At 71.2% G+C, this 3,748-nt stretch carries 2 protein-coding genes and 1 pseudogene; all 3 read left to right on the top strand.

Annotated elements, in window-relative coordinates; all coding sequences use genetic code 11:
- The first annotated feature begins 210 nt into the window (after window positions 1–210).
- On the top strand, window positions 211–2,364 hold the full coding sequence (gene pnp, locus D7V93_RS39955; protein ID WP_120648275.1) for a polyribonucleotide nucleotidyltransferase: 2,154 nt from the start codon (window positions 211–213) through the stop codon (window positions 2,362–2,364).
- A gap of 139 nt (window positions 2,365–2,503) precedes the next feature.
- On the top strand, window positions 2,504–3,304 hold the full coding sequence (locus tag D7V93_RS39950) for a hypothetical protein (protein WP_120648274.1): 801 nt from the start codon (window positions 2,504–2,506) through the stop codon (window positions 3,302–3,304).
- Window positions 3,305–3,314: 10 nt separating this feature from the next.
- Window positions 3,315–3,748, top strand: a pseudogene (locus tag D7V93_RS39945) (M23 family metallopeptidase); the annotation flags it as partial.

Here is a 3,748-nt window from a genome sequence, read left to right as displayed (position 1 = left end):
ATCAAGAGGTCCGAGTCATCCCTCCGGCGCTCCGCAACGGAGCCCATTTCCGCAGTACAGGCAGCGGTGGTCTGGCACGTGCCTGCTTCAAGGCCCTGGCGACCGCTCATTCCCTAGAGGGCCCCTGTCGGGCGGCCCGGCCCCGTTCACGCGGGCCGGCCGCGGCCGCCAAGGGTCCTCGCACGCGAAGCAGGCACAGAGGCCACACACATGTTGAAGAAGAGCGTCAAGATTGGTGAGAGCGAGCTGAGCATCGAGACGGGCCGTCTGGCCAAGCAGGCCGACGGCGCCGTGGTGGTCCGCTATGGCGACACCATGCTGCTCGTGACCGCGGTGAGCGCGCGGGAGAAGAAGGACATCGACTTCCTGCCCCTCACGGTGGAGTACCAGGAGAGGCTGTACTCGGCGGGCCGCATCCCGGGCAGCTTCTTCAAGCGCGAGGGCCGGCTGACGGAGAAGGAGACGCTGACGAGCCGTCTGATCGACCGCTCCTGCCGTCCGCTGTTCCCGGAAGGCTACGCCTACGAGACGCAGGTCATCGTCAGCGTCATCTCCTCGGACCCGGACAACGAGGGCGACATCCACGGTCTGACCGGCGCCTCCGCGGCGCTGTGGGTGTCGGACATCCCGTTCAACGGCCCCATCGCGGGCGTTCGCGTGGGCCGCGTGGGGGGCCAGTTCGTCGCCAACCCCACCGCGAAGCAGCGTGAGCAGAGCGACCTGGACCTCGTCATGGCGGTGAGCCGCGAGGCCATCGTGATGGTGGAGGGCGGCGCGGAGGAGGTCAGCGAGGCGGACATGGTGGCCGCGCTGGAGTTCGGCCGCACCGCGGCCAAGCCCGCCCTGGACCTCCAGGACGAGATGCGCGCGGAGCTGAAGAAGCAGGTGCGCTCCTACGACAAGCCGGCCGCCATCGACGAGGGGCTGCGCACCCAGGTGCGCGCCCTGGCCATGGACGGCGTCAAGGCCGGCTACGCCATCAAGGAGAAGGGCGCGCGTTACGAGGCGCTCTCCAAGGCGAAGAAGGCGGCCCTCACGGCCCTCAAGGAGAAGCTGGGCGCGGAGTTCACGCCCACGGTGGAGAAGCACGCCAAGCAGGTGGTGGAGGACCTGAAGTACGACCACATGCGTGAGCTCACCGTGAACGGTGGCCGCATCGGCGACCGCGGCCACGACGTGGTGCGCACCATCACCAACGAGGTGGGCGTGCTGCCCCGCGCGCACGGCAGCGCGGTGTTCACCCGCGGCGAGACGCAGGCGCTCGTGGTGGCCACGCTGGGCACCAGCGAGGACGAGCAGCGGCTGGAGCTCTTGAGCGGCCAGGCCTTCAAGCGCTTCCTCTTGCACTACAACTTCCCGCCCTTCAGCGTGAACGAGACCAAGCCCCTGCGCGGCCCCGGCCGTCGTGAGATTGGCCACGGCGCGCTAGCGGAGCGCGCGCTGCGCAACATGCTGCCGGCGGGCGAGAACTTCCCGTACACGGTGCGGCTGGTGTCGGAGATCCTGGAGTCCAACGGCTCCTCGTCCATGGCCTCCGTGTGCGGTGGCACGCTGGCGCTGATGGACGCGGGCGTCCCCATCAAGGCGCCGGTGGCCGGCATCGCCATGGGCCTCGTGAAGGAAGGCGAGAAGATCGCCATCCTCTCCGACATCCTCGGTGACGAGGATCACCTGGGCGACATGGACTTCAAGGTCTGCGGCACGTCCAAGGGCATCACGTCCATCCAGATGGACATCAAGATCACCGGCCTCACCACGGAGATCATGAGCCGCGCGCTGGAGCAGGCGCGTCAGGGCCGCGTGCACATCCTGGCGGAGATGGCGAAGACGCTGAACGCGCCTCGCAAGGAGATCAGCCAGTTCGCGCCGCGCATCACGACCATCCAGATCCGTCCCGAGTTCATCAAGAACGTCATCGGGCCGGGCGGCAAGGTGATCAAGGACATCATCGCGCGCACGGGCGCGGCCATCAACATCGAGGACACGGGCCGCGTGGACATCGCGAGCGCGAACGGCGAGGCCGTGAAGGCCGCCATCGCGATGATCCAGGCGCTCACGCGTGAGGCGGAGATCGGGAAGATCTACACGGGCACCGTGCGGAAGATCGCCGAGTTCGGCGCCTTCGTGGAGCTGTTCCCGGGCACCGACGGCCTCATCCACATCTCCGAGCTGTCCGACAAGCGCGTCAAGGCCGTGTCGGACGTGCTGAGCGAGGGCGACGAGGTGCTGGTGAAGGTCGTCAGCATCGACAAGACGGGCAAGATCCGCCTGTCGCGCAAGGAGGCCATGGCCGAGCGCACCGCCGCCCAGGGCGCGCCTCCCCCGGCCGCGGCCGCCGAGGCCACGCCCGACGCGAAGGCCTAGTTCAGGCTCAAGCCTCGAATGGGCGCCCCGTTCCTTTCGCCTCCGGGCGAAGGGGCGGGGCGTTTTCGTTGTGGGGGCCGGTGGTTTAAACCTTCCCGGGGGCTTCCCGCGTTGATGGGGGACCGCCCTGGAGGCGTCCATGCCGTCCCGTCCCGCAAGCCCCGAAGCCCCGTCGAGCAGCTTCCTCACGGACGTCTCCCGCTTCCTGGGCGCGTTCCGCTGGGCGTTCATGCCCATGGGCCTGCTGGCGCTGGTGGCGGTGGGCGTGCACGCGGCGGCGGACACGCTGGATGACCGGCTGCTCACGGCGGTGGACCGGCTGGACTCCGTGTTCGACGGGTTCGTGGGCCAGTACCCGGCGACCGCGTCGCTGGTGGACTGGGTGTCGCTGGAGACGCGCACCCGGCTGGCGCGTGCGCTGACGCTGGCGTGGGAGCTGGCGGCGGACCTGCTCCTGGCGCTGCCCGCGCTGGGCTACCGCGAGGTGGCGGCCCCCGCGCCCAGGGAGGCCTGGCGCACGGTGGGCCTGTCGGAGCCGTCCGAGCCTTCGTCATGGAAGGCGCTCCTCCAGCGCTGCCTGCGGCGGCCCACGTCGATGCGGTGGGTGCGGCCCCTGGCCACGGCGGGCGTGGTGCTGGCGGGGGCGTGCACGGTGGCGCGGCTCGTCCAGGGGACGGTGTACCTGTCGTGGCGGCCGCTGTTCGGCGACACCGTGGCGGACCTGTCCGCGCGCGGGCTGGCGGTGGCGGCGCTGTGCGGCGTGAGCGTGTCGCTGGGCTGGCGCGCGGTGCTGCGCAACCTTCAACACGCGGACGCGGCGTGCGCGGCGGTGGGGCCTCGCAGGGCGTGGACGCGCGGGCTGCTGGGCTGCGTGCTGGTGGCTCCCCTCGGGCTGGCCGCGGTGTGGGACGCCGCGCCGGTGCTGTCCTTCCTGCGCTGAGGGGTGACGCATGTTCGCGCGACGCGCCCGGGGACTGCTGGACTTCACCTTCGCGCTCCTGTGCGTGTGGTGTGCGTACCACCACACGCCCGCGGGCGCGCTGGTGCGGCGCACGGGAGCGTGGGCCTTCCACACGCGCACCACGGCGCGGCCGCTGCTGGCGTACTACGACGGCGTGAGCGGCACGGCGGTGCCCACGCCGGGTGCGCTGCCGCCCGCCATGCTCACGCGGGTGCCCACGAGCGCGGAGGCCCTGGCGTGGGGGACGCACTCGGCGCTGACGGGCCTGGACCCGAAGGCGCGCGAGCCCGCGCTGGCCCTGGCGCGCGAGGTGGGCATCGCTCCGGAGACGCTGCTGGATGCGGGGCGGGGACCCGCGGCGACCCGGCGCCTGCTGGACGCGCTGGCCGGGGATTTCCCGTCGGACGAGGCGCGGGTGACGGC

The organism is Corallococcus llansteffanensis (assembly GCF_003612055.1).
GTDB lineage: Bacteria > Myxococcota > Myxococcia > Myxococcales > Myxococcaceae > Corallococcus > Corallococcus llansteffanensis.
This window is presented reverse-complemented; position numbering and strand designations above follow the sequence as displayed.

Coding starts and splice junctions, on each gene's coding strand:
- pnp (WP_120648275.1), top strand. CDS start 211: ATGTTGAAGAAGAGCGTCAAGATTGGTGAGAGCGAGCTGAGCATCGAG.
- D7V93_RS39950 (WP_120648274.1), top strand. CDS start 2,504: ATGCCGTCCCGTCCCGCAAGCCCCGAAGCCCCGTCGAGCAGCTTCCTC.